Here is a 25,729-nt window from a genome sequence, read left to right as displayed (position 1 = left end):
AAACGGTATCTCACCCACGTTCGGCACACAAAGGAGAATAGTGCGGCCGGGAGTACCACTCGCGCCGCACGGTATCGCGTCTTCCTCTCTCTGCTGTCAGAGTGTAGGTAACTGCTCTGGTGGAGTGTGTGGGGGCATCTGGTCGACAGACTGTCGAATCAGAAGGGAGGACCTCTGACAACAGCAATTACCACTTGGTTATCAAGGTAGTAAAAGCTATTGGCAGTAGGTGGATGAATTTCGGAAGTAGTACTGAAACCCGGAATTTCAGGGTGCACTGCTGACTCGTCGCCGAGTCGTTGGTTCGTGATGCGATCGAGTGGCATCTGACACCGTTGACTAGCACAGCTCGAGACGACAGTGTGTCGACAGGTACCGAATGACATATCCCGGAGTCTCTGGATGTACTGACGGTCAGGAAATGCTAGAGATGTCGATCGCCCCCGTGAGATGGTTCGTTATTGCAATTGCGGTTCTGTTTGGAGGGGTGTGGGCACTGGTGAACTTCTACCACCTCTATCCTTTCTTCCAGTTTTTTGTCACGTCAACTGTGTTCGGGTCGAGCAGCGGCGTGTACTCTCGGCTTCCAGAGTCCATCGATAGAGACCGGTTGCCAACGATCGACGTACTGCTTCCGGCGTACAAGGAAGGAAACGTCATCGGTCAATCAATCGAGTCTATCCGGTCTGCGGACTATCCCCAAGAACTGCTACGGATACACGTTCTCGTCGAACCAGGCGACTCTGAGACGAGAACTGCCCTCGAACGCCTCCCTTGTCCCTACACTGAAATCGTCGTTCCCGACGACTACCCCGGAAGGCCGAACAAGCCACGAGCACTCAACTACGGTTTCGAGGTCACAGATAGTGAGCTCGTCGGCATCATCGATGCAGAGGATATCGTCGACTCGAAACTGTTCTTGAACGTCGCAAACGCGCTGAGTATCGAGGGATTCGACTACGTACAGGGAAAAATCGACATGGTGAACGAGGGTGACGGATGGCGAAACCTCGTGTTCCGCGGTGAGTACGCGTTTTGGTACCGTCTCCTCCTCCCGAGTTTTCACTTCGTCGGGTACCCCGTCCCACTCGGTGGCACGACGAACTTCTTCCACAGAACGGTCTTAGAACAGGCCAGTCAGACCCGTGTCGAAGAGTATGGAGACGGCTGGAGTGAGGACGACCGTCACTGGCTTTCTGAACACCACCTCCATGGGTACGTTCCGTGGGACCCCCGAAACGTGACCGAGGACTTCGAACTGGGAATACTCCTCTGGAAAGAAGGCCACGAGATGACACTCATCGAGTCGGTGACTCGCGAGGAGTCGCCAATCGGGATAAACGCGTGGATTCGCCAACGGACTCGCTGGCAGAAAGGGAAACTCTACACCTTCGTCCAATACACACGGCACCCACCGGCCACCGGCTCCGCGAAGTTCCACGGCTTGTTTCAATCGTTTCTGCCGCACCTGGCACCGGTCAACATCGTCGGAGTCGTCGTCCTCACGATGGTCGCGAATCTGCTCCAGTTTCGGGTTCCACTGGCAGTGTGGGCCGTCTTGACGCTCGGTGTCGTCTTCGTCGTCGAGATGTTCGCGTTCCACGCGGGCGGGTATTGGCTCGTCTCCGAGGAACCATCACGTCGCCGTGCCGTCCGAGCGCTCTCGATTCCGCTGGTCGTTCCGTTGTATTGGGTGATTTTGTGGGGTGCCGAACTCCGCGCTATCAAGCAACTCTACTCGAACCAACTCCATTGGGAGAAGACGGAGCACCACGGGCGGAACGCCACGAAAGATTCGTGAGTCGTTCGGGGAGAAAGACACCACACCGTTTCAAAAATATGCCAGGAGGCTACGTCGTGACGATCGTGTTCGACCCTGGACTACCATCGCATTCGCGAGAGCGCTGTCGAAAGGAGATCAGTTCGTAGTTTCTGTGGGAGCTCAGCGAGAACGAATACGTCGATATCGGATACCTCTTCTCGAGCAATCATTTTGAGAGATATCGACGTGAGCGGACGTACTGAGTAGTGAGGAGTGTCCGAATTGTCCGGACTGTAACGAACTCATTTTATGACTTATATTATATATAAAATTATTGATTAATTTGGGAACATTCATTTCTGAAATTGCACATCTATGAACAATGTCCAGGGATGATTTCACGGCGAAAGCAGCAATGGGTCAAGTGAAGTTCTACAAGCCAAGTGAAGGATATGGGTTCTTGAAGGTACTAGAGCCGGAGGGAACAGACGACGTATTCTTCCACATCTCGGATTATAAGACGGACAACGTTCACAAGGGGTGGTGGATGCAATTCGACATCAGCAAAACGCGCAGCGGACTGAAAGCAGTCAATATGCGAAGGGTGAGTAAACCGCCTGAGAGTGAGTTGTTCGGGAAAGGGTTCGATTACTGAATCCAAAAGATTCGGCTATGTAGACGTCTCGACCGTGGTGACCGTCTGAATTTGTTTTCGCCACACGTTCTAGTATCAGAGGAACATCTCCGCCGTTTCCAGTAAAAAACGAGAGACGATGTTTCGACTCTCCTTTTTAACAGAGTATGTGAAGAAATCGAGTAGTGCCCGGGGTGGGCTCCGAACCCACGATCTCCGCATGTCCCAGGTGCGAAGCCGGCATGACTTCGCGAGGGGCGGAGGCTTCCAAGGCGTTCCGCACCGATTGTGAAACCCTATGAGTGCGGCGCTATGTCCAGCTAAGCCACCCGGGCTCATCTTCGGGTTGCATGCTGATTGTATTTAACCTTCTCATCTCGGACGGCCCCGTGGCGAGTCACCACGCCACTCGGTTGGGTCGATTCGGAGTAGAAGTGACAGACTCTCCAAACGTCTGGTACGACTACCTGACCCACGGATTTATGCCCCGGCACTGGGTGCACACACGCATGAGCCAACCGGAGATCGTCCAGTCCGTCCTGGGTGAGGAAGACGTGGTATCCCGCGTCCACCTCGGGGGCGAGGACGAACTGTTTGTGACGCCAACGAGGACGCTCGTCTATCGCGCGGAAGGGCTGCTCTCGGACGAATCTGTCGACGAATTTTCGCACGCTGCGGAGCGACTTTCGGTGAGTGAGGGGCGACGCAAAGGAAAGATAATTCTCGACTACGGTCTCGACGGGTCGAAGACCATCGGTCTCTCGGTAAAACGTCTCGACGAGGCTCTCCAACCAATCGTCGAAGGAGTTCTCTCTGCGGCCGGTGTCATCAAAGACGGCGAGAGCGTGACGCAGTCGTTCCGGTTCAGCGAACTCACGTTCATCGTCGCCGAGCGTCGTGTGGTCCGGCACATCGGCAGCGCGGTGTGGGACGAAGATTTCGAGTCGTACAACTACAACGACGTGACCGACCTCGAATTCGAATCTGGCAGCGTCGCGACGACGGTGGTGCTCACCGTCGGCGGACGCCAAGAACGGTTCAAAATCCCGAACGAAGAAGCCCGACTCGTCCGCGAGAAACTCTCGAAAGCACTCTGTGCCCACTACGACGTTGGAAGCCTCGAAGAGTTCCGCGTCATGATGGCCGAACAGAAGGAAGAAGAGGAGGCCGACGAAGCACGGGACAACACCGACTTCGGTGCGGGACCGGACCCACTGAGCGCCAACCCTGGTGAACTAACGGACGAACCACCGAACGCGACACGGAGCGCGGACGACGACGGCGAACCGACCGAGGGCCAGACCGTCGAAGCGACGTCTGCAGGCAGTTCGACCACGCAGTCTGCCGAGACACAACCGAACAACGTCGCCGACGCGTCCGACCTCGGATTCGAGTCAGCAGGGTTCGAACCTGCGTCGGAACCGGTCGACGCCAGCGCCGAACTCGCCGCAGAAGTCGAAGCACTCCGTGAAGCCGTCGAGGTTCAAAGCGAGCAACTCCACTACCAGCAAGAGCTCATCGAGCAACTCATCGAAGAACTGCGCCGCGGCCGGTAGAGCCGTCCGGCGCTCTTTTCGCGGAGGCACGTTCGGCTCTGCTATTCGTCTCTCTTCTACTCGCGTTCAGCTCTGTCCCCTACTCGCGTCCGAGCACTTTCCGAATACACGACGACCCGAAGGGTCCGAGTTCGCCCGACTCGAAGCGGACGAAATGGCCTGTCGAGATGGACGCACCGCACCGACGACAGTCGAAGTCGCCCTCGCGCTGGACCACCTGACTCTCGAACCTGACGAACGTCCCGCCACGCTGGTGTCGGATGCGGCCATCCTCCCGCTCTATGATGCCGCGGAGCTCTGCCGTATCGAGGATATCTCGCGTGAGCGTCGGGTCTGTCGTCACCGTCTCGATTCGGTCGACGACGTCCGCCAGCGAGAGTTCGTCTGCTTCGAGGTGGGCGAGGAGTTCGAGCGCGAGTTCGACGCGTTCCTCACGTGTTTGGTCCGTCACGAATCGGGTTGTACTCGACGCGCATCGGGCTAAAGCCCTCCGAAGCACAAAGGGTTTGGTCGCCGCGGGACGACGCTTCGCCGACCAACTGTGAACCGTCCGCGTCTCGTCGCTGGCCTCGCACTCGCCGTGGTCGTCGTCGCTGCGTTCGCCGTCTCGCCAGCGACGGTCATCTCCCACGCGACGTGGGTCGCCGCCGACCCCGTCCGACTGGTCGTCGCGGCGAGTCTCCTCGCACTCGTTCGCCCGCTTCTCGCGTGGCCGACGACACTCCTCGCGCTCGTCGTTGGGTACGGACTCGGACCAGTCGGCATTCCATTCGCACTGGCACTCATCGTCCTCACGAGCATCCCGCCGTTTCTCTTTGCACGCCACTACCGTGAGGCGACGCGTCTGGCCGAGGTCGGCGAGCAGACCGTCGCCATCACGGGGTCGGTCAGAGGCGTGACTGCAAGCCGACTGTTGCCCGTCCCCTCGGACGTCGTGTCGGTGGCGGCGGGCGTCGCGAACGTCAGACTCGGTGCGTTCGCGCTTGGAACCGCCATCGGTGAACTCCCGTGGGCTATCGCCGGGGTAGTCGCCGGCGCGTCTGTCGAGACGCTGACGACCGAGTCGCTGCAGGCTATCGTCCGCCCGGAGTTCGCCGTCCTCGTCGCGCTCGCGGGGGTTGCGTTACTCGTTCCACCGGTGTACCGGCGGTACAGGTCTAAAACAGAGGCGACGACGGACGCCAACTGAGAGTCGAGTGTTCTGGCTGGCCTCGAACGGGTGTCGAGAGTCGATTACTTCAGCAGCGACTCGCCCGTCATCGCCGACGGTTGGTCGACTTCGAGCAGTTCGAGAATCGTCGGGGCGATGTCGCAGAGCGAGCCCCCCTCACGAATCGTTCGGCCGCCAGACAGCGGACGGTCTGACTCGTCGCTGTCGACTGCCTCATTCCCATCGCCTACCTCTTCGTCGTCCGGTCGAGACTCGGAATCGTCGCGCTCGGCGGCGAGGTAGACGAACGGGACCGGATTGAACGTGTGCGCCGTGTGCGGGTCGTCTTCCGTCCCCATGTCGTCTGCGTTGCCGTGGTCGGCGGTGATACAGACGTGTGCGCCGTGGGCGCGGACGCTCTCGACGAGGCGACCGAGTTGCTCGTCGACTGCTTCGACGGCCTCGATGGCCGCTTCGTAGTCACCCGTGTGGCCCACCATGTCCGGATTCGCGTAGTTGAGTACCATCACGTCCGGGTCGTCCGACTCGACGACGTCGATGGCCGTGTCGGTGAGTTCCTCGGCGGACATCTCGGGTTGCAAGTCGTACGTCGGCACGTCCGGACTGGGGACGATGCGTCGAATCTCGCCGTCGAACTCGACTTCCCGGCCGCCGTTGAGGAAGTAAGTGACGTGCGGATATTTCTCGGATTCGGCGAGTCGCAACTGCGTCATCCCCTCCTCTGCGAGCACCTCACCGATGGTGTCTTCGGGTTGCTCCGGCGGGAACGCCACCGAAACGTCGAACGTCTTGTCGTACTGCGTCATCGTCGTCATGAGAATCTCCGGTGGAGTCGTCTCGAAGTCCCACTCGGGTTCGATGTCGCAGAGCATGCGGACGAGTTGGCGCGCCCGGTCGGCCCGGAAGTTGAAGAAGATGACCGAGTCACCGTCTTCGAGTGCGGGTGCGTCGTCGACGAGCGTCGGTTCGACGAACTCGTCGGTGTCGCCGCGGTCGTACGACCTCGTGACGGCGTCGACGGCCGTCTCGGCACTCCACTCCGCATCGCGCTCGACGATTGCGTCGTACGCGCGCTTGGTTCGTTCCCAGTTCTCGTCGCGGTCCATCGCGTAGTAGCGCCCGGTGACTGTGGCGACCTGTCCAGTCCCCTGTTCTTCGACGACGGCTTCGAGGTCGGTGAGATACTCCTCGCCGCCGGTCGGAGAGGTGTCGCGTCCGTCCATGAAGGCGTGAGTGACGGCCTCGACACCGCGGTCTGCAGCGAGTCCAACCAGCGCGTGGAGGTGTTCTTGGTCGGAGTGGACGCCGCCATCTGAGACGAGTCCCATCAGGTGGACGCGCCCACCCGTCTCCTCGGCGTGGTCGTAGGCGGCGGTGATTGCCTCGTTCTCGAAGAACGACCCGTCGTCGATGCTGTCGCCGATTCGGGTGTACGCCTGTTTGACGACGCGGCCAGCGCCGATGTTGAGGTGGCCGACTTCGCTGTTACCCATCTGTCCGTCCGGGAGGCCGACGCGCCGGCCGTCGACGATGAGCGTGCCGAAGGCACCGGTGTCGCGGTAGCGGTCGAAGTTCGGTGTGTCCGCCGCCTTGATTGCGTCGCGGCGGTCGTGGTCCCCGAGACCCCATCCGTCGAGGATGATGAGGGCTGCGTTCATACCCGGTGGTTCGGAACCACGGGGTAATTGTCCTTTGCTCTCTGTCTCGACTCTCCGACGACCCACAGACGACCCTTCAATATCCCACCGACGACCCTCCAGCGACTCTCCAGCGACTCTCCGACGACCCACCGACGACCCACCGACGACTCTCCGGTGACCCCGACCCCGACGCCCTTTTCTCCCGGCGTACCGTCCACACCGTCGATGCGTCTGCGTGACTTCGACTTCGACGCCGCCGTCGACGAGTGGGCCGAGTACTACCTCGGTAACGGCCCGAGTCTCGTCGTCTTTCTCGTCCTCCTCTCCTCGGCGTTCCTCGTCGGGGTGAGTTTCTACGTCCACTCGGACCCGTCGTTCGCCGACGTTCCGACGTTTCTCTACCCGCTGTTCGGTGACTCGCCGACCGCCCTCGCGTTGATGACGCTCTCTGCTGCGTCACTGCTTTCGAACCTCGGCCGGCGGGTCGCGGACGCCCCAGTCAATCGGCCACTCGCGTACCTCCACACGCTCGCGTTCGTCTGGCTGGTCAAGTACGGCATCTGGACGGCCGTCGCGTTGAACCTCCGCCCCGACCTCTACGTCGGGTTTTCGGGCGCGGCGCTCTGGGACTACTGGGGAATCATGCTCACCCACCTCGGGTTCCTCGTGGCGGCGTATCTCGTCCCGCGCTACGGTGCGACGACGAAAGGTGCGCTCGTGTTCGCGCTCACCCTCGCGCTCGTCAACGACGTGTTCGACTACGGATTCGGCTACTACCCGCCGCTGAAGTACGAAGCAGGTGTCCTGCTCGCGGCCATCACAGTCGGGTTGTCGTTCCTCTCGGTGTATCTCGCGTCCCGTGCCTTCGACCGCCTCCCGACAGCGGCGAATCGCTAATCGATTGACAGCGACCCGTTCCCCATGAGTCAGGCTTTTGGCTACCCGCAGACTATGGACACCTAATGGACTCCGCGGTACTGCTCGACTTACTCGGGAACGAAAACCGCCGCCGTATCCTGCGGCTACTCTCGCACAAACCGTGCTACGTCACCGAGATTAGCGAGTACCTCGGCGTCAGCCCAAAGGCCGTCATCGACCACCTCCGGAAGTTGGAGGACGCGGGACTCATCGAGTCGCGCACCGACGACCAGCGGCGAAAGTACTTCCACATCTCGCGTAACCTCCGTCTCGAGGTGAACGTCTCTCCGTACGGGTTCGGCGCGAAGAGCGCCTATCCACCCAGTCCGAGCCTCGACATGGCCGGACGCTGTCCCCACGTCTCGCTCGATTTAGAGAACACCGAGACGAACGACGTCGTGGACCTCGCGCGCGAGCTCGGGAAGCTACAGGAACTCGACAACGAACTCTCACTCGCCCAGCGCTGGGTGCAGGGTCGGTTGACGGACGTCCTCGACAAAATCAACGACCGCATGGGTGTCGACGCCGACAGCCGATTCTACGCAGAGATTCTGGCGTCGCTGGCGAACGGCGCGGATACGGTCGGTGCCGTCGCGAAGGACGTGAACGCGGACCCCGGCATGGTGGACGCCGCACTGCACCGCCTCGCAGACGGTGGCCTCGTCATCTACAACGGCAACGGCTGGGAAATCAACTGAGTATTCAGACTCGTTTTCAGATTACAGGTCTCGCGTCAGGCCGTCTTTCAAATCTCGGCCGAAGTAGTGGCCGACCAGTCCCGCGAGGACACCACTCACGACACCGACACCGGCGATTGCCAGTCCGTACTCAGCGAGCAGCGGGATTGCAAATATCGAAAACAGCGTCGAGAGGACGAACGCGAACCCCGAAGCGATTGCTCCGGCGAGACCGACTTCGACGTACCGCCGCTTCGACCCGACGAGTCCCATGAGGAACCCGGCGGCGGCGATACCGGCGAACCGGCCGATGAAGCCGACGATGGGAATCGCCCCGCCGACGAGCAGGCCACCGATGGAGAGGACGAGCGCGATGAGGAACGCGCGGGCCGAAAACACGCCACTGAGACGACCGCCACCGCGTTTCGACTGTTTCTGCGGCGTGGGTTCGTCGTCGTCGAGATTGAGTCCGGCGAGGATGTCGTCGACGGACCGCTCAGACTCTTTCTGGTCCGACCGTTGCATGGGTGAGATGTGGGTGGGAAGACTGATGGCTCTTGTGTCGTGTCGTGGCCGCTGTTGATATTCTTGGATAGTGATAGTTTGTCGAGGCCGTGCTGAATACAGCGCGCGTATCTCGCAGGAACTCAGCGCGACCCATCAGTTAGGAATCGTTTGAGACAGACGCGAATTGGTAATAGTCAACCGGATTCTTACCTTGTCTGAGTCGATGTCAGACTTGAGAATACCGGTTAGCGAGATACTGCTCGTTTTCCCACAGGACCGGTTGACCCTGGTATGCCCCGGTAGCGAAGATCATCTGCATGAGGTTCTCAAAGGCCGGTGATGCGTCCTCGGAACACGTCTCATACCCTTGAGACTCCCAATTATCTCCCTCCACGACTGACTTACTGAGGATATTCTGCTGTTCTTGCGTGAGTGATTTTTGATCGAGATTTACTGTCTCACCCAAGAGTTCTTGATACGCGTATTGGGTAAACATCGCAGGCGAGGAGGCAATCCTCCGTGCCTCTAGCTGGAAGGTCTTGCTCGTCGCCTGGAATGATTCGTTAACAGCTAACTGAATAATTGATTCCCCGTACTTGATGTAGGTGTATTGGGCAGTCGGAACCAGAACGGAGGCCTCCCGCGCAGCATCAGTATGATAACAGATTGAACTGCTCCCACCGATTTGTCCTAACTGTGTATCCTTTGTCGCACCCCTTTTCCCAAGAGTATAGTTGAGAAAACCATGCAGTAATGCTTGCTGATCAACGGTGGGTAGGTCATCAAAGGTAATCACTTCGGCAGCCGATGGGGTCTCTGTCGTCTCCGAAGAGGAGAAGTTATATTCGACATCATACCTGGTTCCCTGTTTCGTCTCCCGTACCGTCGTCGTCACCTGGTAGTAGTCTTCATTGAGGACGTAGACGCCGTTCTGGAGCAGTTGCTCACACGCGGTATAGGTCGTCATGTCGGCATCGATGGCGGACTGAACGAGTCGCCGTCCGAGTGGCCCAATCCGAATGGCCGGCGTGGAGAGTCGCTGTGTGACCTCCGAATCAGAGGCCTGAACCATCTCAAAGATGGCCGTTTCGGCGCAACCTCCGAAATTCAGACACCCTGCAAGTCCAGCCAGTGTTGACACCCCTCCAGCTCTCAGAATCTCCCGGCGAGAGAGTGGCATAAGCAGTTTGGAACCGGACGCCACCTGCAAAAGTGTCTTGTGGTAGCTAACACCTTACTGAAATCCTGCCTCCGGTATAGGTAGCGCTCTGACGAATAGACCCTCTGTCTGTTGTACGCCACTCCCGACAGCGATTGTAATTTTTCAGTGGTCGTACTGAATACAGGGCGCGAGTCGGACAGTCTTGTCACCACAAAGAGATTACTTATCTGTCCTCTCGTTACAGAAAGGATGGAGATTCGAGAGTTAACAACTGAAACCAGACGACGCGAGGCAGTTCCAATTCTCCGTCAATTATGGAGTGACACCGAGCCTGATGACGTGCTAGAGTGGATTGGTGATGATGAATACAGCTTGTTTGGCGGGTTTGTTGACGGTGAGCTAGTCGGCGTAGCGGGAGTCCTTGTTACCCATCTCCTCCACCATTCGCGTCATGCGTGGCTCTATGACCTCGTTGTAGATGAGTCTCATAGATCAGAAGGATATGGCACGTTACTTGTTGAGTTCATAGAACAGTGGGCTGACGAAAGAGAGTGTGAATACGTCATACTCGCGTCGCCACGAGAAAAAGAGAGAGTTCATCAATACTATCAAAACCAAAATTACGAGAGATGGGGGTACGTTATCGAGAAAGAACTCTGATGGGTGAACTCTCTCTGTAAGTCACCAGATGCTTGTCCACCGGCCAAGTTCGATTCGACCGGTGCACTGCGACGGCTACTGCTCTTGTGAACGGTCATCTCAAAACCCGGTTCTCGATAACGGAGACGCCATCGGTGTTTCACGACAACAGACCTGGCGGCGTACAGCTTTCACGGAGAAGAACCGAGTCCAAAAGAAGCGGCCAGAGAATAACGAACTTCGGCGCGCACAACGCTTCTGTTGGATTTCTCCACCCGGAGGTCACCCGTTTCGCGACCTGTCTCCCTAATAACCTGCTGGTAGACATACCAGTCCTTTTCCCGCGTCAGCGTCTCTATTTGGTGTGGTCTTCTCTATCGTTTCGTTGACAGTCCAGGTCCTCGGCTCCCCACCCGTAACGGCAGAGATGCTCGTCGTGTTTGCAATTATCCTCCTCGCACTCGTGTTGTTCGCTACCGAGTGGTTTCCCATCGACGTCACCGCGATTCTGGTGATGGTGCTACTGATTGTACTCCAGCCGTGGACGCAGATATCGGCTCGGGAGGGAATCTCGGGATTTGCGAATCCGGCCACGATAACCGTCTTGGCGATGCTCATCCTGAGTACCGGAATCAACCGAACCGGCATCGTCCAGCTACTCGGTCGGAAGATGGCCGCGTTCGCGGGGGCCAACCGACGCAAGCAACTCGCGGCGACGATTGGCATCACCGGCCCCATCTCGGGACTCATCAATAACACGCCGGTCGTCGCTATTCTTGTCCCGGTGATTAACGACCTCGCACATAACGGGAAGACCTCACCTTCGAAATTGCTGATGCCGTTGTCGTTCGCCTCGATGCTCGGCGGCACGTTGACGCTCATCGGAACGTCGACGAACATCCTCGCAAGCGATATCGCGGCCCAACTCGGCGCGGAGTCGCCCGAACTCGGTCTCCACGCGTTCGGCATGTTCGAGTTCACCAAACTCGGTCTCATCGTGTTCGTGGTTGGGTCGCTCTATCTGATGACAGTCGGCGTTCGACTGCTCCCCGAACGGATTCCCGCCGACGAGGACCTCGTCGAGGAGTACGCCCTTCAGGAATACCTCGCGGACGTCGTCGTGCCGGCGAACTCGTCGTTGATCGGAAAGACGGTCGAGGAGGCGCTGGGGGACGACGACCTCGACATCGACGTGTTACAGCTCATCCGATACGGCGAGCGCTTTTCGGAACCGCTCGCTCGCAAGGAGATCCGCGAGAATGACACACTCCGACTCAGGACGAACCGAGAGACGCTCGAACACATCATGGACACAGAAGGTCTCACACTGTCGGGCGGTCCTCGGACTGAAGATGACCTGCATCCCGGTGAGGAAGAACCGGTCCTCGTCGAGGTCGTCATTCCGACGAGGTCGTTCCTCGTCGGCGAAACCCTGGCGAGTTCGACCTTCCGACAGCGCTACGATGCGAACGTTCTGGCCTTTCGAACCCGTGGTGACGTCATCCGAGATCGGTTTGAGGACATCCGTATCAGAGTCGGTGACACGCTCCTCGTACAGGCACCGCCCGATAGCCTCACCCGCCTCGTCGAGAACCAGGACTTCATTGTCGCCCACGAGTTCGACGAGGTGACCTATCGGAGCGACAAGATTCCCTTCGCGGTCGGAATCATCGCCGGCGTCGTCGCACTCCCGGCACTGAACATCCTGCCGATTGTCGTCTCCGCGTTAGCAGGGGTCGTGGCGATGGTCTTCACCGGCGTCCTGAAACCGACTGAGCTCTACTCGTCCGTCGAGTGGAACGTGATCTTCTTGCTCGCCGGCGTCATTCCCCTCGGGATTGCGCTCCAACAGACAGGAGCGGCAGCGTTGCTGGGCAATGTTGTAGCTTCAACCGCGGTGTTCTTGCCAGCCATCGGTGTCCTCTGGGTGTTCTACGTCGCAACCGGTCTGCTGACGAGCGTCATCAGCAACAACGCGAGCGTCGTGTTGATGATCCCGGTGGCCGCCAGCGCCGCCCAGTCGATTGGTGCGAATGCATTCGCGTTCGTCCTCGCCGTAACGTTCGCCGCCTCGACGGCGTTCATGACTCCGGTGGGATACCAGACAAATCTCTTCGTGTACGGGCCCGGCGGCTACAAGTTCTCGGACTTCATACGGGTCGGTGCGCCGTTGCAGTTGTTGTTGTCAGTGGTCACTGTCCTCGGGATTGCGTTCTTCTGGGGTATCCGCGCTTGACACGGATGTCCTGACCCACCTGTGAAATAAGGCTCCAGAACGTTCTCTTCACCGCGTGTTTACTCATCCATTATGAAGTGTGGGTCATTCATCTGTACCGTATAGACACGCTCTCTCGGGATGTACGTGTACTCGTCGTCGCCGTGATGAATTTGCCAGTGGTCCTCTCGGTAGTTCAGTTGCTCGTCACCGATCTCTTCCGAGACAGTGTCATTCACACCTTGGTAGACAATAGTTGCCATGACATAACATTGAACGGCTACGTGCATAACGTGGAGGGCCATCTTCACTAGAGTGGGTCGTAAACAGGAGCGTTCAGCACGTCTACTGAGGAGCCATTCTCCCGTCATCCCAACCAAGGCCCGTGTTACGGGTGAAATGCACTGGTCATGTCGATAGCGACCAAACGGCCGAAGACGTACCTATCGCAGTATCATCGTCAGCACACCGGTCGGCCTGAGCTACCGTGCGAACGTTGATTGACTTGGCTGTCCTCCTTATAGCTATGGCAGAGTTCCCTGACGAGCGCCAGCTCGTACTACGTGCGCGGTCTCAGTTAGACCAATGGACGAGAAATGCCCGGAGGGAGGCATACGCTGAACTGTTCGAAGGCGACCGACCAATCCTCACCGAAGCGGAACTCCGACTGCTCGACGCGCTCGACTCCGAGCTGGAGCGAGAGGGCGGCGATGGTGTCTGGGGTACTGACCAGTATGGAATCCATACGGCTGGGACATCGAGTTCGGATACCTCCCTTGGTGTGGTCTGTGTGTATCACCCACAGATCACCAAGGACTCTGTCCTTCGCGGGCGGGACGAACTTGACGACGAGACCGAAGAGCGACTCAATGCAGCGCTCTGGCGATATAGCGAACGGGTTGCGACCCTCATCGAAGCAAAACTCGACGAGTTCATCCGCCAAACACAGACGTAGGCGGTGAGTGCAAACTGTTTGGGTGCGCTCTCACTGTATCATGTAAACAACCTCGCATAGACCCCGGAGGTTCGAGCAAGCAAACAGAGTTCGTACAGATGAGGGATTCTGACGTCTAGTCGCTCGTTGCTGCATACACTCTCTGTATGTGCCACGCGATTTCTGTCACATTCTGAATACTTCACCAGAGCCATGCTGTAGAAACTGCCTGAGTTGTACCGAACGGCGAGCGTAGCGAGCCGTTCGGCCTTTTTGGTCCAGATTTTTCGAGGAGGGCGAGACGGCACCACCGTCTCGCTTCCTCACGGGCGACCCGCGGGTCGCCCGTGAAGAGTGGGTCGCTCCGCGACCCCGACGAAGAAAAAGGTGGAAGGGTGGGATTGAAGTCTGCCCCCGCGCTATCCCGCGATATGAACGCAGGGGACCGCGTCCGCGTCACACGCGCGGATGTTACGAACGAAGGTGTCTTGATGCCCTCTTCGACCGACGAGTATCTCGTCCTCAAACTCGAGGGTGGCTACAACGTCGGCATCGACCGCGCAGATGCAGACGTCGAAGTGCTCGAAAGCGACGTCTACGACATCGAAGAGGTACAGACCGACAGCGACGGAACCTCCGAAATCGAGTTCGACGAGGACCTGCCGACCATCTCGCTCATCTCGACCGGTGGGACCATCGCCTCGACGGTGGACTACCGCACCGGCGCGGTGACGGCGCAGTTCGACGCCGAAGACGTGCTCCGGGCCGTCCCCGACCTCGCGGGCCGGGCGAACTACCGTGGCCGCGTCGTCGCCAACATCCTCTCGGAGAACATGACGACCGACGTGTGGGTCGACCTCGCCGAAGCCATCGCCGAGGAAATCGAAGCAGGTGCCGACGGCGTCGTCGTCATGCACGGAACCGACACCATGCAGTATTCGGCGTCGGCGATGTCGTTCATGCTCGATACGCCCGTCCCAATCGTCTTCACGGGCAGTCAGCGCTCTGCGGACCGCCCCTCGTCGGACAACGTGATGAACGCCGTCTGCGCCGTCGAGGCCGCCAAAGCCGACGCCGCAGAGGTCATGATTTGCATGCACGGGTCGGAGTCCGACGACGTCTGTGCCCTCCACGAAGGCACGCGCGTCCGCAAGAACCACACCTCGCGGCGCGACGCCTTCCAGACGATTGGTGCGAAACCGCTCGGCGAAGTCGATTACGAGGCCGAGGAAGTCACGTTCCGCCGCGACTACACCACACGTGGCGAGCAAGAACTCGCACTCAACGCTGACCTCGAATCCGGCGTCGAACTCGTGAAGTTCACGCCCGGGATGGACCCCGCAGCACTCGACTACCTCGACGGCAAGGCAGGCCTCGTCATCGAGGGAACGGGCCTCGGCCACATCCACACCGACCTCATCCCACGTATCGAGGAACTCGTCGACGACGGAACCGTCGTCGTGATGACGTCGCAGTGTCTCGAAGGCCGTGTCTGTGACCGTGTCTACGACACCGGTCGTGACCTGCTCGACGCAGGCGTCGTCGAAGCCGGAGACACCCTCCCCGGAACCGCCAAGGTGAAGCTCATGTGGGCACTCGCGAACCACTCGGACCCCGCAGGAGCGATGGGCCGAAACCTCGAGGGCGAACTGACCGAGCGCTCGGTTCCCTGGGAGTAAGCCGATGGAAGTTCGACCCGCACGTCCCGACGACTACGACGCAGTCGAAGCATTCACTCGGGACACGTGGGCCGACCGTGGCGGGTCGGACTACATCCCCGACATCTATCATCAGTGGATAGAACCCGGCGAGTACCCACAGGCGACCCTGCTCGTCGACATGGGCGACGAGACGCCCTCTGACGACGTCGCGGCCATCGCACAGATGGTCATGCTCTCCGACTACGAAGCGTGGGCACAGGGGATGCGCGTCGCACCAGAGTACCGTGAACAGGGTATCGCAACCCACCTGACGCACGCACTCTTCGACTGGGCGCGAGAACAGGGTGCGCGGCGAGTCCGGAACATGATTTTCTCGTGGAACGTTCCGAGTCTCGCCAACTCCAGACACGTCGGGTTCGACCCAGGGATGGAGTTCCGCTGGGCGACACCCACCCCCGACGCCGATGCCGACCCTGCGCTTGCGGTCACAGACGACGCGGACGCAGCGTGGGCGCTCTGGACCGAAAGCGAGATGCGAACTGCACTCTCTGGACTCGCGTTAGACCCGACAGAGTCGTGGGCAGTCTCCGAACTGACCCGCTCGAAACTCCACGACTCGGCGGCCGACGACCGGCTATTCGTCGTGAGCGACGACCGAGTGAGTGGTTTTACCTACCGAAACCGAACCTACTCGCGCGAAGTCGAGGACGAAGGCGAAGTGACGTGGGCCGAGTACGCCGTCGCCGCGTGGGAGGACACGGACGCCTGTCGTGCGCTCGTGGACGTGATTCGACGCGACGCCGCGTCGGTCGATGCAGACCGAACGCGGGTGCTCGTTCCAGAGGGTGTCGAGTGGATTTCGGACGTGTCAGTCGCCCGAAGCGACGTTGCAGAACAACCGACGTTCGTGATGGAAGCAGACCTCTCGTAACGCGCTCACAACCACTCGACGCCAGTTATCTCGAACCGTGCGCCCCCGAGTTCGGACTCCGAGATGCCGAGTTTCCAGCCATGAAGGTCGGCCACTCGTCTGACGACAGAGAGTTCGATAGAGTCGTAATCGACGCCGAGTATCTGATTTTCTCCGACAGTCGCGATGCGCTCTTCGTCAGACGGACGGGGTCCGTCGTCGACGACGTAGAATCCGTCGCGCGTCGCTCCAGTGATGACTTCAGACGGGGAGCCGGGCAGAGAGCTTCGGTCGAGAATGTGCGTGAACAGCGACGCGAGTAGCAGTCCAAAGAGGTGGTCATCCGCCGAAAGCATCCCGCCGTGTTTCACGGTAAACGTCGTCTCTGTTCCGCCGTCGACTTCGTTCCACTCTGTGTTCGCGTATTCACGGAAATCGACCGACGTCATTTCGAGCGTGTTCGTCTGGTCTGCGAGTGTGACGCTCTGGTCGATGATGGCGTCGATGCGCGCGAGAACGTTCGAGAGCTTCGACGCATCTGGGCCGTCTTTGGCTACGAGTCGACCTGCCGTCTCGAGAGCAACCGACAGTGGTTCTTTGAGTTCGTCCGAGAGAACTCGCGCCAGCATCAACAGATGCTGGTTCTTCTCGTTGACCTGTAACTCTACGAGTCGCCGTTCGGTGATGTCGAGATGCGTGACGATGACGAACCGCCCATGCCGTGGGGTATCGAAGGGAACAGCGTGCATCAAGAACCATCGGTAGACCGTCGGTGAATGACAGGGATATTCGACGGTCAACAGGTCCTGTTCGCCGTCGAGGAGTGCTCGGATGCCGTCGGCAACGACACCAGCAGTCTCACTCTCGTCGCGGGCGGCCTCACACACCAGAAGATAGTTGACACCAATCGAGTCGTGGTCTCCGACGTAGTCGTTCGCTCCCGCGAACATCCGCCACGACCTGTTCGTGTAGATGATGTCCCCGTGCGAATCGAGAATAGCTACTTCTGCAGGTAATTCGTCGAAGCCGCGCTCGATCAGCGATTCATCCCCCATACAGGTTCAATAGGTTGTGCGTATGCTTGACAGTACCCTTTATCAAGCACCGACAATTTCACCGTGAAAACGAGTGACTGTGCGGTGACTCACCGCACGGAGAGCGAGTATGGCACGCACCTGGTATAAAAACCGAAAGCGGTGTCAGACGTGGTCAGTCCGAGGCGACGACTCGGCGCTTACGGCCATTTCCCTCTGGAGTACCCATAGAGAGAACGTCGTCGAAGAAGCCGAGCGAGTCGTGGGGGCCGGGGTGGGCTTCTGGGTGGTACTGACGCGTGATGACGCTCAGTTCTTCGCTCGCGAGTCCTTCTGCGGTGTCGTCGTTGACGTTGACCTGCGTGACGTCGAGGTGCTCTCCGGGGTCTTCGACGGTGTAGCCGTGGTTCTGGGTCGTCATGATGACCTTCCCGGTCTGGAGGTCACGGACAGGTTGGTTGACACCGCGGTGGCCGAAGGCCATCTTGCCGGTGGTGCCGCCGAGTGCGCTCGCGACGATTTGCTGACCGAGACAGATTCCTGCGATTGGGACCTCACCCGCGAACTCTTCGACGAGTTCACGCGTGGCAGTGAAGTTCTCGGGGTCGCCAGGACCGTTCGAGACGAACAGGATGTCCGAGTCGAGTGCGGAGACGTCGTCGGCCGTCGCGTCGTACGGGAGGACGTGGACCGTCGCACCGCGTTCGACGAGCGAGTCGATGATAGACTGCTTCGCACCACAGTCGATGAGGGTGACCGTCTGGTCGCCGTCGCCTTCGTAGGTGGTGAGTTCGGTCGTCGTGACCTGCGCGCCGATATCGACGTGTTCGCTCATGCCCTTGCACTTCGCGAGTTCTTCTTTCGCGGCTTCGGGGGTCGCATCCTCGCCGACGGCGATTCCGACCTTCATCGCACCCTCTTCGCGAATCGAGGTCACGAGGTCACGGGTGTCGACGTGGTCGACCGCCGGAACGCCCTCGTCGGCGAGCCACTCGACTACGTCTTCGGTGAACTCGCGTGCAACGGCGGCCCGTGGGTGGACCCGGTCGGACTCGAATCGCTCGGCTCGGACGCCGTAGTTCCCGATGAGGGGGTACGAGAAGGTGAGTACTTGTTCTTCGTACGAAGGGTCGGTTAGACTCTCTTCGTACCCGGTGTATGCGGTCGTGAACACCAGTTCGCCACGTGTACGTCCCGGAACGCGACCACGCGCTTCGACCACGCGGCCATCTTCCAGGGCCAGATAGGCGTCCGACATTACGAGATACGAACGGAACACGGGTGCATAAGTGTTACTTTCGAAGCCGAGTTACGAATTTCGTAATCGGTAAGTCACTGGGGCGGGCAGATGCAGTATGGACGAGTTGGACCGACGCATCCTCGACATCCTCCGACGGGACGCACGAACCCCGAACACGGAGATTGCGGCGGAAGTCGGAACGTCCGAAGGGACGGTTCGAAACCGCGTCGAGCGGATGGTCGACGAAGGCGTCATCGAACGGTTCACCGTCGCGACTCGCACGGGGAACATCAAGGCGATGATAGAGGTGACCGTCGCGGTGGACGTAGACACGAACGACGTTTCGGAACTCATGTCCGAGTGGAAGGACGTCGACTTCGTCTGGCAGGTCTCCGGAGAGGAAGACGTCGTCCTCGTCGTCGACGCCGCGGACACGCGGGCGGTCAACGACCTCATCACTCGCGCACGCGAGCACGAAGACGTCAAGAGTACGAAGACACGCTTGATTCTCGACGAGCGACTCGGGTGAACCACTGGGCTGCATCGAAGCATAATTTACCCCTGCCTCCGACGACAGGAACATGAGCAATGCAGCGGCCGACGAGGCCACGGAACTTCACAAGAACGCGGCACAGGACGTCATCGCAGTCGACTCCGACGACAACGCCGAGGGGACCGTAAACCGTCTCGAAGCCCACACGGGCGACGGCATTCGCCACCGCGCGTTTACCTGTCTCGTGTTCAACGAGGAGGGCCAACTGCTCCTCGCACAGCGTGCACCGAACAAGCGCCTGTGGGACACCCACTGGGACGGCACCGTCGCCTCCCACCCCGTCGAAGGCCAATCGCAGGAAGACGCGACCGAAGAACGTCTCGAAGAGGAACTCGGCATCACGCCCGACCAGTACTCCGACCTCCGTGTCACGGACAAGTTCGAGTACAAGCGTTACTACGAGAACGCCGGCCTCGAGTGGGAGGTCTGTGCCGTCCTGAAGGTCACGCTCGAAGACACCTCGCTCGACCCCGACGAAGAGGAAATCGCAGGGATGCTCTGGGTCGACTACGAGCACCTCCACGACCACCCCGAATGGTACCGCCAACTGCGTCTGTGCCCGTGGTTCGAGATTGCGATGCGCCGTGACTTCGAGTAACCTCTCGGTCTCGTCACACGCCCGCGACTCGATACTGTCGCACACTCGCGAGGGTGCCGCCAGAGACCCGCCCGAAGAGGTCTGTGGCGTCCTCGTCGGTGACGAAGACTCGGACTCTATCTCTTCTGTCCGACCCGTTTCGAATATCGCACCCGACCCGCGAGTCGCCTACGAACTCGACCCCGCGGAGACGGTCGCCGTCATCGACGACGTCGAATCGGTGGGCGCGGACGTGGTCGGGTTCTACCACTCGCATCCAGAGTCGGCACCGATTCCGAGCGCCACCGACCGGGAACAGGCGTCGTGGACAGGATACGTCTATCTCATCTGCAACCCCGACGGCCGGATGAATGCGTACGAGTGGACCGGCGACGAGTTCCGCGAAGTGGGTGTCGACGTAAAATAACCGCCGGTCGTTTTGCGTAGCGCGGTGCCTCCGTGCGAACGGTCGTCGACAGCCCTACTGTGCGTCAGTCGTTCAGACAGACCTCGTGAGGCGACGACGTCGTCGCTGTACTGGCCTATCCGTTCGAGCACACTCTGGTCGTCGAGCGTACACGGACAAACGATGCGAGACAACGACATTTTCATGTCAAACTGGTTCAGACAGAACTACGAGCAGGAATTCGTGATGACCCAACCAGCCGCTGTCAGAAAAGCGATTAGCCGCCGGGACTTCGACGAAGTCTGGAACGACCACGACCTCGACGCGATTCGTGATATCTACGCGTCAGACTTCCAAGGCCACGGGTTCCCCGGTGGAGTGACGCTCGACAGAGAACAGTACCGACGACTCGCAGGACTGTTCATTCGTGCGTGTCCGGACTGCACAATCGAGCCGCTGGACCTCTGGGCGGACGACGAGTTTGTACACACACAATGGTACTTCGAAGGAACGCACACCGAGAAGGTCGGACGTATTCCCCCATCTAACGCGACGATCCGATTCGACGGAACTGGCCGACATCGCCACGAACAGGGTCGAGTCGTGGAAATCTGGATGGACGTGGCGTGGTCGTCTATCGGTCGCTCCCTTCTCCGTGGCTACGTTGACAGGGTCTTCGATTTCGAGTTGCATCGTTGAGCGTCTGGTCGCCCAAGATAGACTCCGCGTGTTTCCACGCCACTGTGTGCTCTCGTTGGCACCGAAACAATGCCGCTAACCGCATGTTTATTTACTTTGTATATAGAAACGTAAATATGGGACACCTATCAGTATTCAGTCTAAGTGTATCTCCACTACGGTTTGCGTTTCACCGTCAAAACACCCAGACACCTTATATCTAAATGCCGAACAACGGAACGTCCGCCACGTCTATCTCTCAAATGGATATCGACGCTGTCACGCTACCTCCTGCTGTCGAGAATCTAACGACTCGATATCAGACCGTTATCGGTGAGCGTGACGAGTACATCTGGAAGTGGCTCTACGAAGTCTTCCCACACATCTGTCTCTCTAGTGTTCCCGGCCAGAACACGGAGGCTGCTCGGAAACAGAAGCTTCTGCTCACCCTCTTTGTGACGTTACTCGACGACCTCGCCGACCTCCACCACGACAAGGGAACGTTCGACCAGGCCCGTAAGATTCCGTTTCCCAGTGCCGACTCGTCGCCCGACCACCCCGACTGCGACCGCGAGTATCTGGAGTTCACCCAGCGAGTCTGGGACCAGTTCTACGAATCCCTCGAACGAGCACCGCGGTTCGACGAGTTCGAACGGTTGTTCTACTACGATTTTCGACAAGCAATCAACGCCATGGAATACAGTTGGTTACTCAACACGTTCCCCCACGTCATGAACATGCGCGGGAGCAACACCTACGGGCCGCACAACATGGTGATGTTCAGCTACGCAGACATCGACCTGATGTACGCTCCGGAATTCGACTGTGAAGACTTGAGTGCACTCCGAGAAACGGTCTGGGACGCACAAAAACTCGCCCGTATCGGAAACTGGGTGTCGACCTGGGAACGAGAACTCCACGAGGGAGACTACACGGCCGGTGTCGTCTCCAAAACCATTTCAGATGGGTATCTCACCGTCGACGAGTTAGTCGGCGACGAGTATTCACCAGAAGAACTCATCGACCAAATCCACGACGCGGGTATCGAAGACCAGTTCCACGACGAGTGGGCCAGACAGTATGCAGAACTGATGGGGGGCATCCCCGTGGCGGAGTCGGTCGACCTTCGAGAGTACGTCCGCGGGATGGAGACTGTCTACGGTTTTCATCTCGAAAGCCGCGGCCAGAAGTAGACACGACGTGCAGTTCGCCGGGGCACTTGGTCCAATCGTTGTCGTGGGGGACAACTGAACTGCTTCGGTGAGCATATCCATCCTGAGTCCTCACTGCCCAGCATGGAACTCGACGTGTACGACGACTTGGAAGGACAGGTCGCTCTCGTCACAGGTGCGAACCGAGGAATCGGCCGGCAGATTGCCGAGAACCTCCGTGACCTCGGTGCGACGGTCTACGCCGGGTCTCGGAGCGTCACGAACGAGACGCCCGAGGGAACCGAACGTGTCCTCCTCGACGTCACCCAGGAGGGGGACATCGAAGAAGTCGTCGACGGCATCTTCGCCAGCGAGGGACGCCTCGACATCCTCGTCAACAACGCCGGTGTCGGTGAGTTCGGAGACGACATCGTCGCCGAACCAACTGATGCCATCGACCAGACACTCGCGGTCAACCTCCGCGGCCCGATGCTCGTGTGCAAACACGCTGTCCCCCTTCTCCTCCAGAACGACGGTGGCCGCGTCGTCAACGTCTCGTCGGGTATGGGTGCACTCGAAGAAGGGCAGTCCGGCGGGTCTCCATCGTATCGAATCTCGAAGACAGGCCTCAACGGCCTGACCGTCTACCTCGAAGGTCAGTACGGCGACGATGGCCTCATCGCCAACTCGGTCTGCCCCGGATGGGTCCGCACCGACATGGGTGGCCAAGAGGCGTCTCGACCGGTCGAGAAAGGTGCGGAGACACCGACGTGGTTGGCGCGGTTCGAACCGGGGAGTCCGTCCGGGAAGTTCTGGCGCGACAAGCAGGTCATCGACTGGTAAGTCGGCACCCACTTCACATTCCTGTCAGCGGAGGAAACTTTATTTTGCAGTCGTCCGACACGTCCTCATGGTCGTCTCGAGGTACGCGAGCATCCTCCTGTTTCCGCCGCTGGGGTTCGCGACGGGAGTCTTCTATCTGGTGTTCATCGAAGGCTCACTGGGATTCGAGGGCCCAACGTCGTTCACTGTACTCCTCGGTGCTGCGCTGATGGCGGCGATGTTCGTGACGAAGGCACTAGACGACTCGCTCCCGCGTGCACTCGTGAATATCCTGTTCACCGTCATCGGCGTGTTGGCGTTGTTCATGTTCGCGCTCGCACTTCCTGGTGATTGATTCGCATGCACGTCCTGGTGACTGATTTGCTCGCACTTCGTGGAACTGAGTCTCACGTCACGCCGCCGCTCTGTCGGTCGAACTGCTCGTACTCCTCGCCGTCCAGTATCTCTCGCAGATGTTCGACTGCCCGATACACGTCTTCGAACCCAGTGTACGCCGGCGCAGGTGCGATGCGGACGACGTTCGGCGGTCGGAAGTCGACGACGACACCACGCTCTTTGAGCGCGAGGCTGATTCGGTACGCCGCTGGATGTTCGACGGCGACGTGTCCGCCGCGTGACGCTGCGTCTCGTGGTGTCCCGACGGTACACTCCGGGAGTCTGTCGTCCACGAGCGCGATGAGGTAGTCGGTGAGGGCGAGTGATTTCTCGCGCAGGGCGGCCACACCGCCGGCGTCTTCGACGATGTCGAGCGTTCCGTCGAGCGGTGCGGCGGCGAGAATAGGGATGGTTCCAATCTGGAACGCGCCGGCCGAGTGCGCGGGGTCGTACGTCATCGCCATGTCGAACTGCGTCGCTTTGTCGTTGCCCCACCACCCGGCGAGCGCGGGTTCGACGCCGAAGTGTCGCTCGTTGACGTAGAGACCGGCGATTGCACCGGGTCCGGCGTTGAGATATTTGTAGTGACACCAGACGGCGAAGTCGACACCGACCGACGAGAGGTCGTGGGGGACGACACCGACCGAGTGTGCGAGGTCGAACCCGGCCAGCGCGCCGGCGTCGTGGGCCGCCTCGGTGATGGTCTCGACGTCGAGCAACTGGCCGCTTCGGTAGAGTACCGACGGGAGGAACACCATGGCCACGTCCTCGTCGATGGCCGCGAGTACGTCTTCGGTCTCGATGGTTCGGCCGTCACGACTCTCGACCACTCGAAGTGCGTCGTCTGGGTCGCGGCCGAACTGACGGAGTTGGGCACGAATCGCGTAGTGGTCGGTCGGGAAGTCGAGGGAGTCGACGACGATTTTCTCCCCGCGGTCGGGGTCGTAAAACGTGCCGACGAGGGTGTGGATGTTGACCGTCGTGGAGTTGGCGACGACGACTTCGTCGGCTTCTGCGCCGACCATCGGGGCGAGTCGCCCACCGAGTCGTTCGCCGTAGGAGAACCAGTCGGGGTCGGCGTCGGTCCACCCGTGGATAGCGAGTTCGCGCCACTCGTCGACGACGTGTTCGAGGGCCGCCTCGGCGTCCACCGAGAAGGGGCCGAGTGAGTTGCCGTCCATGTACACCTCGCCATCGGGAACGTAGAACCGGTCACGGAGGTCAGAAAGTGGGTCTGTCGCGTCCATCTCACGGGCGGTTTCGACCGTCAGGTGGTCGCCCTCGTCGTTCATGGACGCGAGTTGGTCGCACGACGCAAGTAGTTTTGCCGCCCACACGGCGGGGTGTTTTTCACACTCGCCTGCGCGCCTCTGGGCATGGTCCTCTTCGACGACGATACACCGACGGGACGAGACACCACAGTCGATTCGGACGCCGACACTGCAGTCGATTCGGACGCCGACACCACAGTCGATTCGGACGCCGACACTGCAGTCGATTCGGACGCCGACACTGCAGTCGATTCGGACGCCGACGCCGCCGACACACTGGACCCACAGGCCCAAACCGTCGTCGACGAGGTAGACACACTCGGAATCCCAGAGTGGTCCGCACTCGGAATCGAGAGTGCCCGCCGCATCGAAGACGACGTGTTCGCTCCCGTGGACGCCCCCGACGTCGAACGCGTTACGAACATCGAAATTCCCGGTCCGGCGGGCGCAATTCCGGTGCGTGTCTATCATCCCGACCCGGACCAATCACCACCGGTTCTCGTCTTCTTCCACGGCGGCCTCTGGGCGATGGGGACGTTGGACTCTATCGACGGCGTCTGTCGCCGCCTCGCCAGACGCACTGGCCACGTCGTCGTCTCCGTCGACTACCGACTCGCACCCGAACACCCGTTTCCGGCCGGCCTCGAAGACTGCGTTCGCGCGACGGAGTGGGTCGCAGACAACGCCACCGGTATCGGTGCAACCCCCGACCGACTCGCAGTCGCCGGAACGAGTGCTGGCGGCAACCTCGCGGCGGCCACGTGTCTCTACGTCCGTGAGTTCGGTGGGCCGGCAATCGAGAGGCAGGTCCTCTTGTACCCGATGACCGACCTCTCGGACGACCACGACTCACTCACTGAAAACGCCGACGGGCCGCTTCTCACCCGGCGAGACGTGCTGTGGGCGCACGACACCTACCTACGGTCTGCGGTCGACCGATACAACCCGTTTGCCGCACCGCTTCGGGCAGACTCACACGCAGACCTCCCGCCCGCATACGTCGTCACCGCTGGATTCGACCCGCTTCGAAACGAGGGGACGGCGTACGCGGCGGCACTCGACGCTGCGGGTGTCCACGTCGTCCACGACCACGAACCAGCGATGCCGCACGGATTTTTGAGTCTGACGGCGGATGTCGAAGCGGCGGATGTCGCACTCGACAGAGTCGCAGACGCAGTTCGAGACGGGGTCTGACCTGCTATCGACGGCAGGGTA

The 25,729-nt window shown here is 59.8% G+C and carries 27 protein-coding genes and 1 tRNA gene; 19 read left to right on the top strand and 9 right to left on the bottom strand.

Annotated elements, in window-relative coordinates:
• The first annotated feature begins 550 nt into the window (after nt 1–550).
• Entirely contained in the window at nt 551–1,801 is a 1,251-nt protein-coding gene (locus GJR99_RS13875; RefSeq protein ID WP_323849367.1) for a glycosyltransferase, read from the top strand.
• A 343-nt stretch (nt 1,802–2,144) separates the two neighbouring features.
• Entirely contained in the window at nt 2,145–2,417 is a 273-nt protein-coding gene (locus GJR99_RS13870) for a cold shock domain-containing protein (protein WP_151113145.1), read from the top strand.
• 165 nt (nt 2,418–2,582) lie between these two features.
• Here the strand turns inward: GJR99_RS13870 and GJR99_RS13865 are convergent.
• Nucleotides 2,583–2,731, bottom strand: a tRNA-Met gene (locus GJR99_RS13865).
• 174 nt (nt 2,732–2,905) lie between these two features.
• Here GJR99_RS13865 and GJR99_RS13860 point away from each other — a divergent pair.
• On the top strand, nt 2,906–3,952 hold the full coding sequence (locus GJR99_RS13860) for a DUF7115 domain-containing protein (RefSeq protein ID WP_151113143.1): 1,047 nt from the start codon (nt 2,906–2,908) through the stop codon (nt 3,950–3,952).
• A gap of 79 nt (nt 3,953–4,031) precedes the next feature.
• Here GJR99_RS13860 and GJR99_RS13855 read toward each other — a convergent pair whose 3' ends face one another.
• Nucleotides 4,032–4,403 carry a DUF5830 family protein gene (locus GJR99_RS13855; RefSeq protein WP_151113141.1) on the bottom strand — a complete coding sequence of 124 codons (372 nt, stop codon included), beginning with the start codon at nt 4,401–4,403 and terminating at the stop codon, nt 4,032–4,034.
• 90 nt (nt 4,404–4,493) lie between these two features.
• Between GJR99_RS13855 and GJR99_RS13850 the strand changes: the two genes are divergently transcribed.
• The gene (locus GJR99_RS13850) at nt 4,494–5,141 is read left to right on the top strand and encodes a TVP38/TMEM64 family protein (RefSeq protein WP_151113139.1); all 648 of its coding nucleotides are present in this window, start codon (nt 4,494–4,496) and stop codon (nt 5,139–5,141) included.
• A 44-nt stretch (nt 5,142–5,185) separates the two neighbouring features.
• Here GJR99_RS13850 and gpmI read toward each other — a convergent pair whose 3' ends face one another.
• Nucleotides 5,186–6,781 carry a 2,3-bisphosphoglycerate-independent phosphoglycerate mutase gene (gene gpmI / locus GJR99_RS13845; RefSeq protein ID WP_151113137.1) on the bottom strand — a complete coding sequence of 532 codons (1,596 nt, stop codon included), beginning with the start codon at nt 6,779–6,781 and terminating at the stop codon, nt 5,186–5,188.
• A 207-nt stretch (nt 6,782–6,988) separates the two neighbouring features.
• Here gpmI and GJR99_RS13840 point away from each other — a divergent pair, with 207 nt between their 5' ends.
• Complete coding sequence (locus GJR99_RS13840; protein WP_151113135.1) at nt 6,989–7,660, top strand: DUF1405 domain-containing protein; 672 nt, start codon at nt 6,989–6,991, stop codon at nt 7,658–7,660.
• A 65-nt stretch (nt 7,661–7,725) separates the two neighbouring features.
• On the top strand, nt 7,726–8,379 hold the full coding sequence (locus GJR99_RS13835) for an ArsR/SmtB family transcription factor (protein WP_151113133.1): 654 nt from the start codon (nt 7,726–7,728) through the stop codon (nt 8,377–8,379).
• Between the two features lie 21 nt (nt 8,380–8,400).
• Here the strand turns inward: GJR99_RS13835 and GJR99_RS13830 are convergent, their stop codons facing one another.
• Nucleotides 8,401–8,883 carry a hypothetical protein gene (locus tag GJR99_RS13830; RefSeq protein ID WP_151113131.1) on the bottom strand — a complete coding sequence of 161 codons (483 nt, stop codon included), beginning with the start codon at nt 8,881–8,883 and terminating at the stop codon, nt 8,401–8,403.
• 208 nt (nt 8,884–9,091) lie between these two features.
• Nucleotides 9,092–10,045: a hypothetical protein gene (locus GJR99_RS13825; protein ID WP_151113129.1), complete on the bottom strand. Its 954-nt coding sequence runs from the start codon at nt 10,043–10,045 to the stop codon at nt 9,092–9,094.
• A gap of 231 nt (nt 10,046–10,276) precedes the next feature.
• Here GJR99_RS13825 and GJR99_RS13820 point away from each other — a divergent pair, with 231 nt between their 5' ends.
• Complete coding sequence (locus GJR99_RS13820) at nt 10,277–10,687, top strand: GNAT family N-acetyltransferase (protein WP_151113127.1); 411 nt, start codon at nt 10,277–10,279, stop codon at nt 10,685–10,687.
• Nucleotides 10,688–11,093: 406 nt separating this feature from the next.
• Complete coding sequence (locus tag GJR99_RS13815; protein WP_151113971.1) at nt 11,094–12,902, top strand: SLC13 family permease; 1,809 nt, start codon at nt 11,094–11,096, stop codon at nt 12,900–12,902.
• A gap of 59 nt (nt 12,903–12,961) precedes the next feature.
• Here GJR99_RS13815 and GJR99_RS13810 read toward each other — a convergent pair whose 3' ends face one another.
• Nucleotides 12,962–13,144, bottom strand: a complete 183-nt coding sequence (locus GJR99_RS13810) for a hypothetical protein (RefSeq protein ID WP_151113125.1) — start codon at nt 13,142–13,144, stop codon at nt 12,962–12,964.
• Nucleotides 13,145–13,407: 263 nt separating this feature from the next.
• On the opposite strand from GJR99_RS13810, the gene GJR99_RS13805 reads away from it, so the two are divergent.
• From GJR99_RS13805 to GJR99_RS13795, 3 genes are all read left to right on the top strand, one after another.
• Entirely contained in the window at nt 13,408–13,836 is a 429-nt protein-coding gene (locus GJR99_RS13805) for a DUF7539 family protein (protein ID WP_151113123.1), read from the top strand.
• 410 nt (nt 13,837–14,246) lie between these two features.
• Complete coding sequence (gatD, locus tag GJR99_RS13800; protein WP_151113121.1) at nt 14,247–15,494, top strand: Glu-tRNA(Gln) amidotransferase subunit GatD; 1,248 nt, start codon at nt 14,247–14,249, stop codon at nt 15,492–15,494.
• 4 nt (nt 15,495–15,498) lie between these two features.
• Complete coding sequence (locus GJR99_RS13795; RefSeq protein WP_151113119.1) at nt 15,499–16,407, top strand: GNAT family N-acetyltransferase; 909 nt, start codon at nt 15,499–15,501, stop codon at nt 16,405–16,407.
• A gap of 5 nt (nt 16,408–16,412) precedes the next feature.
• Here GJR99_RS13795 and GJR99_RS13790 read toward each other — a convergent pair whose 3' ends face one another.
• Entirely contained in the window at nt 16,413–17,441 is a 1,029-nt protein-coding gene (locus GJR99_RS13790) for a PAS domain-containing protein (protein WP_151113117.1), read from the bottom strand.
• 154 nt (nt 17,442–17,595) lie between these two features.
• Nucleotides 17,596–18,678: a glutamine-hydrolyzing carbamoyl-phosphate synthase small subunit gene (carA, locus tag GJR99_RS13785; protein ID WP_151113115.1), complete on the bottom strand. Its 1,083-nt coding sequence runs from the start codon at nt 18,676–18,678 to the stop codon at nt 17,596–17,598.
• Nucleotides 18,679–18,775: 97 nt separating this feature from the next.
• Between carA and GJR99_RS13780 the strand changes: the two genes are divergently transcribed.
• The 7 genes from GJR99_RS13780 (at nt 18,776) to GJR99_RS13750 (ending at nt 23,202) form a co-directional block, all read left to right on the top strand.
• Nucleotides 18,776–19,189 carry an Lrp/AsnC family transcriptional regulator gene (locus tag GJR99_RS13780; RefSeq protein ID WP_151113114.1) on the top strand — a complete coding sequence of 138 codons (414 nt, stop codon included), beginning with the start codon at nt 18,776–18,778 and terminating at the stop codon, nt 19,187–19,189.
• 52 nt (nt 19,190–19,241) lie between these two features.
• Nucleotides 19,242–19,811: an NUDIX hydrolase gene (locus GJR99_RS13775; protein WP_151113112.1), complete on the top strand. Its 570-nt coding sequence runs from the start codon at nt 19,242–19,244 to the stop codon at nt 19,809–19,811.
• Nucleotides 19,798–20,217, top strand: a complete 420-nt coding sequence (locus GJR99_RS13770; RefSeq protein WP_151113110.1) for a desampylase — start codon at nt 19,798–19,800, stop codon at nt 20,215–20,217. Before GJR99_RS13775 ends, GJR99_RS13770 begins: the two co-directional genes overlap by 14 nt.
• Before the next feature lie 225 nt (nt 20,218–20,442).
• The gene (locus tag GJR99_RS13765) at nt 20,443–20,895 is read left to right on the top strand and encodes an ester cyclase (RefSeq protein ID WP_191967131.1); all 453 of its coding nucleotides are present in this window, start codon (nt 20,443–20,445) and stop codon (nt 20,893–20,895) included.
• Nucleotides 20,896–21,137: 242 nt separating this feature from the next.
• Complete coding sequence (locus tag GJR99_RS13760; RefSeq protein WP_154326002.1) at nt 21,138–22,067, top strand: hypothetical protein; 930 nt, start codon at nt 21,138–21,140, stop codon at nt 22,065–22,067.
• A gap of 102 nt (nt 22,068–22,169) precedes the next feature.
• Complete coding sequence (locus GJR99_RS13755) at nt 22,170–22,868, top strand: SDR family NAD(P)-dependent oxidoreductase (RefSeq protein WP_151113103.1); 699 nt, start codon at nt 22,170–22,172, stop codon at nt 22,866–22,868.
• Nucleotides 22,869–22,935: 67 nt separating this feature from the next.
• Nucleotides 22,936–23,202: a hypothetical protein gene (locus GJR99_RS13750; protein ID WP_151113101.1), complete on the top strand. Its 267-nt coding sequence runs from the start codon at nt 22,936–22,938 to the stop codon at nt 23,200–23,202.
• A 52-nt stretch (nt 23,203–23,254) separates the two neighbouring features.
• Here the strand turns inward: GJR99_RS13750 and kynU are convergent, their stop codons facing one another.
• Nucleotides 23,255–24,535 (bottom strand): kynureninase, encoded by a 1,281-nt coding sequence (gene kynU, locus GJR99_RS13745; RefSeq protein WP_151113099.1) that lies wholly within the window; start codon nt 24,533–24,535, stop codon nt 23,255–23,257.
• 84 nt (nt 24,536–24,619) lie between these two features.
• Here kynU and GJR99_RS13740 point away from each other — a divergent pair, with 84 nt between their 5' ends.
• A complete protein-coding gene (locus tag GJR99_RS13740; RefSeq protein ID WP_151113097.1) occupies nt 24,620–25,708 on the top strand; it encodes an alpha/beta hydrolase in 1,089 nt (362 codons plus the stop codon).
• Nucleotides 25,709–25,729 lie beyond the last annotated feature (21 nt).

Origin of the sequence: Haloferax marinum (assembly GCF_009674625.1) — an archaeon.
Lineage (GTDB): Archaea > Halobacteriota > Halobacteria > Halobacteriales > Haloferacaceae > Haloferax > Haloferax marinum.
The sequence above is the reverse complement of the archived record's forward strand: the minus strand, read 5'-3'. Positions and strand labels throughout refer to the sequence as shown.